General features: G+C 62.3%; 3 protein-coding genes. All 3 read right to left on the bottom strand.

Annotated features, from left to right (window positions below; translation table 11 throughout):
- Window positions 1-779 (bottom strand): DnaB-like helicase N-terminal domain-containing protein (locus A2J03_RS10075; protein WP_331712365.1); only part of this gene is annotated, 779 nt, incomplete at its 3' end.
- Between the two features lie 934 nt (window positions 780-1,713).
- Complete coding sequence (locus A2J03_RS10070; RefSeq protein ID WP_068372903.1) at window positions 1,714-3,963, bottom strand: SulP family inorganic anion transporter; 2,250 nt, start codon at window positions 3,961-3,963, stop codon at window positions 1,714-1,716.
- Window positions 3,964-4,202: 239 nt separating this feature from the next.
- Window positions 4,203-4,658, bottom strand: a complete 456-nt coding sequence (rplI, locus tag A2J03_RS10065; RefSeq protein ID WP_068372900.1) for a 50S ribosomal protein L9 — start codon at window positions 4,656-4,658, stop codon at window positions 4,203-4,205.
- Window positions 4,659-4,732 lie beyond the last annotated feature (74 nt).

The following is a 4,732-nucleotide window of genomic DNA, read 5'->3' as shown; positions in this document are numbered from 1 at the left end:
ACGGCGACCTCACCCATTGTCGTCCAACCACTAGGAGTAGGGAGGGGTGTGTCGAGGGCCAACGCCTTGCCCACGCCAGGCCTCGCCGCAACGATGATCATCTGACCTGGGTGGAGGCCGTTGGTGATCTCGTCTAGTTCGGCGAATCCTGTTGGCACACCGAGAGAAATGCCGCCACGACTGGCTATGGAGTCGATCTCGTCCATCGTCGGCTGCAGTAGCTCTTCGAGGGGGAGGAAGTCCTCCGACGTACGACGCTCGGTGACCTCGTAGACCTCGGCCTGCGCGCGGTCCACGACCTCGGCGACATCTTGACCGTCAGAGCCCGCGTAGCCGAACTGCACGATGCGAGTGCCCGCCTGGACGAGCCTGCGCAGTATCGACTTCTCCGCCACGATCTCCGCGTAGTAGCCGGCATTTGCTGCCGTCGGCACCGTCTGAGTGAGAGTGATCAAGTACGGGGGACCGCCGACCCTCTTGAGGTCACCACGTCGGTCGAGTTCGGCGGACACCGTGACGGGGTCAGCGGGCTCACCGCGGCTGTAGAGGTCCAGAATCGCGTCGTACACGCTCTGATGAGCCGGACGGTAGAAGTCGCCCGGCCGCAAGACCTCGAGGACGTCTGCGATGGCGTCCTTGCTCAGCAGCATGCCGCCGAGAACTGATTGCTCCGCTGCCATGTCCTGAGGAGGCTGACGACCGAAGTCTTCACCCGGAGCCTCGCTGGGAGGAGGCGCGGAGGAGTAGTCCGACTGCCCTCGATCGTCCACAACTGCCACGCGAACTCGACCGCCCTTTCCCGTCGTAAACCGCGGCCGCCTACCACTCGGCTGCGAACTGAAACTAGTTGTACCCCTCGCCTACGACACCCCTCGAGACCCAAGAATGTCACCGCCGCCGTGGACACCCGATCGGGCCGCGAAGACACGCTGAGGGGACGTTAGGTGGTCTCGTCTCCAGTCCCAACACGGCCTGTGTATGAATCTGTGGAGCAATTGTGGATAGTGCTGAACAACTGTGTTGACCATCTGGGGATAACCTGGGTATAACTTTGTCGGTGAGGTGCCTTTTCCCAGCGTAGAGGGTGTACATGAACTTTCTGTCCTGTGTATGAATTATTTCGCGGCGTGTCGCCCGAGTTGACAACTCGGGCGTGTTGAGTAAATGGCAAGTTAACAATTGCGTGAATTGCGTCACAGTGTCTGGGAACACTCACAAAAGCGGGCATCAGGTTTGCTCGTTCCGGTTCTGCTGTGTTTCAAACATGAATCGTGCCCATATTTGTCGGGGCTGGACATTCCCATGCGCCCCGAAATCCGTCGCGCAGCGCCCCGAATCGCACCGAACGACTCATTCGGTCACTTTGGGGGCACCGAACGGCTCATTCGGTCACCACCACCCTTGAACGCGCACCTTCCAGCCCAGGCACGCGTTGCAACCCGCGCGCTCGCTGCAACCTGCGCGGCCAGGTCAGGACCGCACCGAACGACCCATTCGGTCACCACCGCGGCTGAACGCGCACGTTCCAGCCCAGGCCCAGGCCCACGCGCACCCTCCAGCCCGGGCACGCGTTGCAACCCGCGCGCTCGCTGCAACCTGCGCGTCGAGCCCCGGCCGGCAGCGAACGACTCATTCGGTCACCACCGCGGCTGAACGCGCACCTTCCAGCGCACGCCCACGACCACGCCCACGACAAGCCCGAGGCGGGGGACGCTAGACCGGCTCGACCTCTGCGGTGTCGAGCACCGTGATCTCCTTGGTGCTGATCTGGAGGACGCGAGCGGACGGGATGTCGAAGAACAATCCGGTCACCCGGAGTTTGCCTTCGGCCGCCGCGCGTCCGACGACTCGGTGCCGGGTCAGGGTCTGTAGCTGCACGGCGACGTTCACCATCGCCAACTGATCACCTTCGGCGAAGCCGAGCTCGGCGGCCGCTCGACCCACCGGATGTCCGCTGCGCAGCGCTTCGAGGCTTGCCAACCCGTGTTCGAGCCACTCGACGACCCGTTCGTCGCCCACTGTGTCCGGCCCCGCCAGAATCGCTCTCATCGCGCCACAACCCGAGTGTCCGCACACAACAACGGAACTGGTGCCCAGAATGTCGACACCGTAGGCCAGCGACGCTTCGACCGACGTATCTTGGCCCTGGGCCGGGATCATGTTGCCCATGTTGCGAACGGTGAAGAGGTCACCGGGGCCGCTGCTGGTGATCGTGTTCGGCATGACGCGCGAGTCGACGCAGCAGAGGAAGAACGTGTCCGGGTCCTGAAACTCCTTCATTCCCTGCAGGTGCGGCTTGATTGCGTCCGCATGTGTCCGGTGATATTCGGCGACGCCGGACAGCACCGGTCGTAGCGCCGGCGGGTTCTCGTTGACCTCGGAGTCGCTCTTGAGCTGCCATGCGGACCACGGCGCCAACGATCCACGGACACCGGCCATGCCTCGCTTCGGCGGACCCTCCGCCGCCGCTGCCAGCGACGCCGAACCGTTCTCCTCGATGCTGACGTCGCCGCCACCGAGTTCGTGCTGGCGCACCCATTCGTGAAGATGTTCGTGCACAGCGTGATCGAGAAAGTCGACGGCCAGTTCCATGTTCACCTTCGCGCCGCTCGGCACGGAGGACAGGACGTGGGTCAGACGCGGGAGCGACAGGAAGCTCAGCGAACCCTCCATGTGGACTCGCCAGGTGCCGTCCACTGTTTCGCTCGCACGAACGTGCGCCCACACCACTCGACGCAGAACCAGAAATACTGCGAGAGCCAGACCGATCAGGACGCCCTCGAGGAGATTCAGCACCACCACACCGATGACAGTCACGGAGTAGACAGCGATATCACCGGTCTTGCTCGCAATCCTGATGTCCGCCAGCTTGATCAGCTGTACGCCGATCATCACCAGCAACCCAGCGAGAGCCGCGAACGGAACCAACTCCACGATGGAAATGAACAGCACCGAGAAGACGAGGATCCATACACCGTGCAGAATTGCCGATGCACGAGACTTGGCTCCGGCCTTCACATTACTGGAGCTTCGCACGATCACGCCGGTGACCGGAAGTCCACCTGCTGCACCGGACACCATGTTCGCAGCACCCTGCCCCAGGAGCTCACGGTCGAAGTTGGTCCGCGGACCGGTGTGCATTTTGTCGACCGCCACCGCAGACAACAAGCTCTCGACGCTGGCGATCAGAGCAATGGTCAACACGCCGGTGGCGATACCGACCCACTGGCCGTCCGGAAGCGCTGGAAGGCTGAGCGCCTCGATCAGATTGCCGGGCAGATCGATTCGTTCGACGTCGAGATTCAGAACGACCGAGATAGCCGTCGCAGTCACCACAGCGACGAGCGCAGCAGGAATCTTCGACGCCATTCCAGGAAGTCGGGGCCAGAGCAACATCAACGCGATCACTACGCCACCGACGAGGATCGACGGCCACTGACCGGCGGCAACCGAGGTCGGGATGGCGAGAAGGTTCTCCACTGCCGAGCTTTCGGATTCGCCACCGAGCAGCACATGAATCTGTTGCAACGCGATTGTGACGCCGATACCGGCAAGCATGGCATGGACCACCACCGGTGAGATGGCAAGCGCGTGCCTGGCGATCCTGCTCAGTCCCAACAGAATCTGAACTGCACCTGCGCCTACCGTGATGAGACATGTTAGTGCCCAACCGAATTGATTGACCAGCTCGGCAACCACCACGGTGAGTCCGGCTGCGGGTCCACTGACCTGCAGCGGCGAACCGCCCAGCGCTCCGGCGAGGATGCCACCGACGACCGCGGCAATCAGTCCCGCCATCACCGGCGCCCCCGATGCAACGGCGATGCCGATCGAAAGTGGTACTGCTACAAGGAAAACGACCAGCGATGCCGGTACGTCGTATTTCAGAATCCCCCCGATCCGAGACGTGCGCTCGGAATCCGTCGATGATTCTGGTGACTCATTGTCGACTGTCGTTGTCACGGCAGGTTCCTCCGGGCGTCTCGGCGTCTCGGCGTCTGGTCGGTTGTAGAAGTGTCGAACTACGTGTGTCGCCCCAATTCAAAGGGTACGCAAACCGAACACCAGACGCCCCCCAAGAGATATCCCTCACAAACAAAATGTGTTGCGACACAGCATTTTTGTGACAAGACACGAAAAAAGCCCCCCGAACTAGTGTTCGTGGGGCTTTTTTCGGCCGTAACGGGCCGGGAGCTGAAATATCAGCTACCGACGACCTCCAGCGTGAACTTCGCAGTCACATCGGGATGCAGGTTCACGACGACGCCGTGCTTACCTGTTGCCTTGATGTGCGCCTTCGGCAGCTCGATGCTGCGCTTGTCGACGACCGGTCCGCCCGATGCCTTGAGGGCACCAGCGACGTCCGCAGCGGTGACCGAACCGAACAGCTTGCCCTTGTCGCCTGCGGTCTTGACCGACAGCGACACGGACTCGAGCCCTTCGATGGCCTGCTTGAGCTCGTTGGCATGCTCGAGGCCGCGGACGGCACGAGCTTCCTGAGCGCGGCGGATGCCTTCGACCTGCTTCTGCGCACCGCGGGTGGCCGCAATGGCCAATCCGCGAGGCAGCAGGAAGTTGCGGCCGTATCCGTCTTTGACCTCGACGGTGTCGCCAGGCGCACCGAGGTTGTCTACATCAGCGGTGAGGATCAGCTTCATGATGATCGCCCCTTTCTATCGTGCCGTCGCGGCGTAAGGGAGCAGAGCTACCTCACGCGAGTTCTTCACGGCAA

This window comes from Rhodococcus sp. EPR-157 (assembly GCF_001647195.1).
Classification (GTDB): Bacteria; Actinomycetota; Actinomycetes; order Mycobacteriales; family Mycobacteriaceae; genus Rhodococcoides.
This window is presented reverse-complemented; position numbering and strand designations above follow the sequence as displayed.

Coding starts and splice junctions, on each gene's coding strand:
- rplI (WP_068372900.1), bottom strand. CDS start 4,658: ATGAAGCTGATCCTCACCGCTGATGTAGACAACCTCGGTGCGCCTGGC.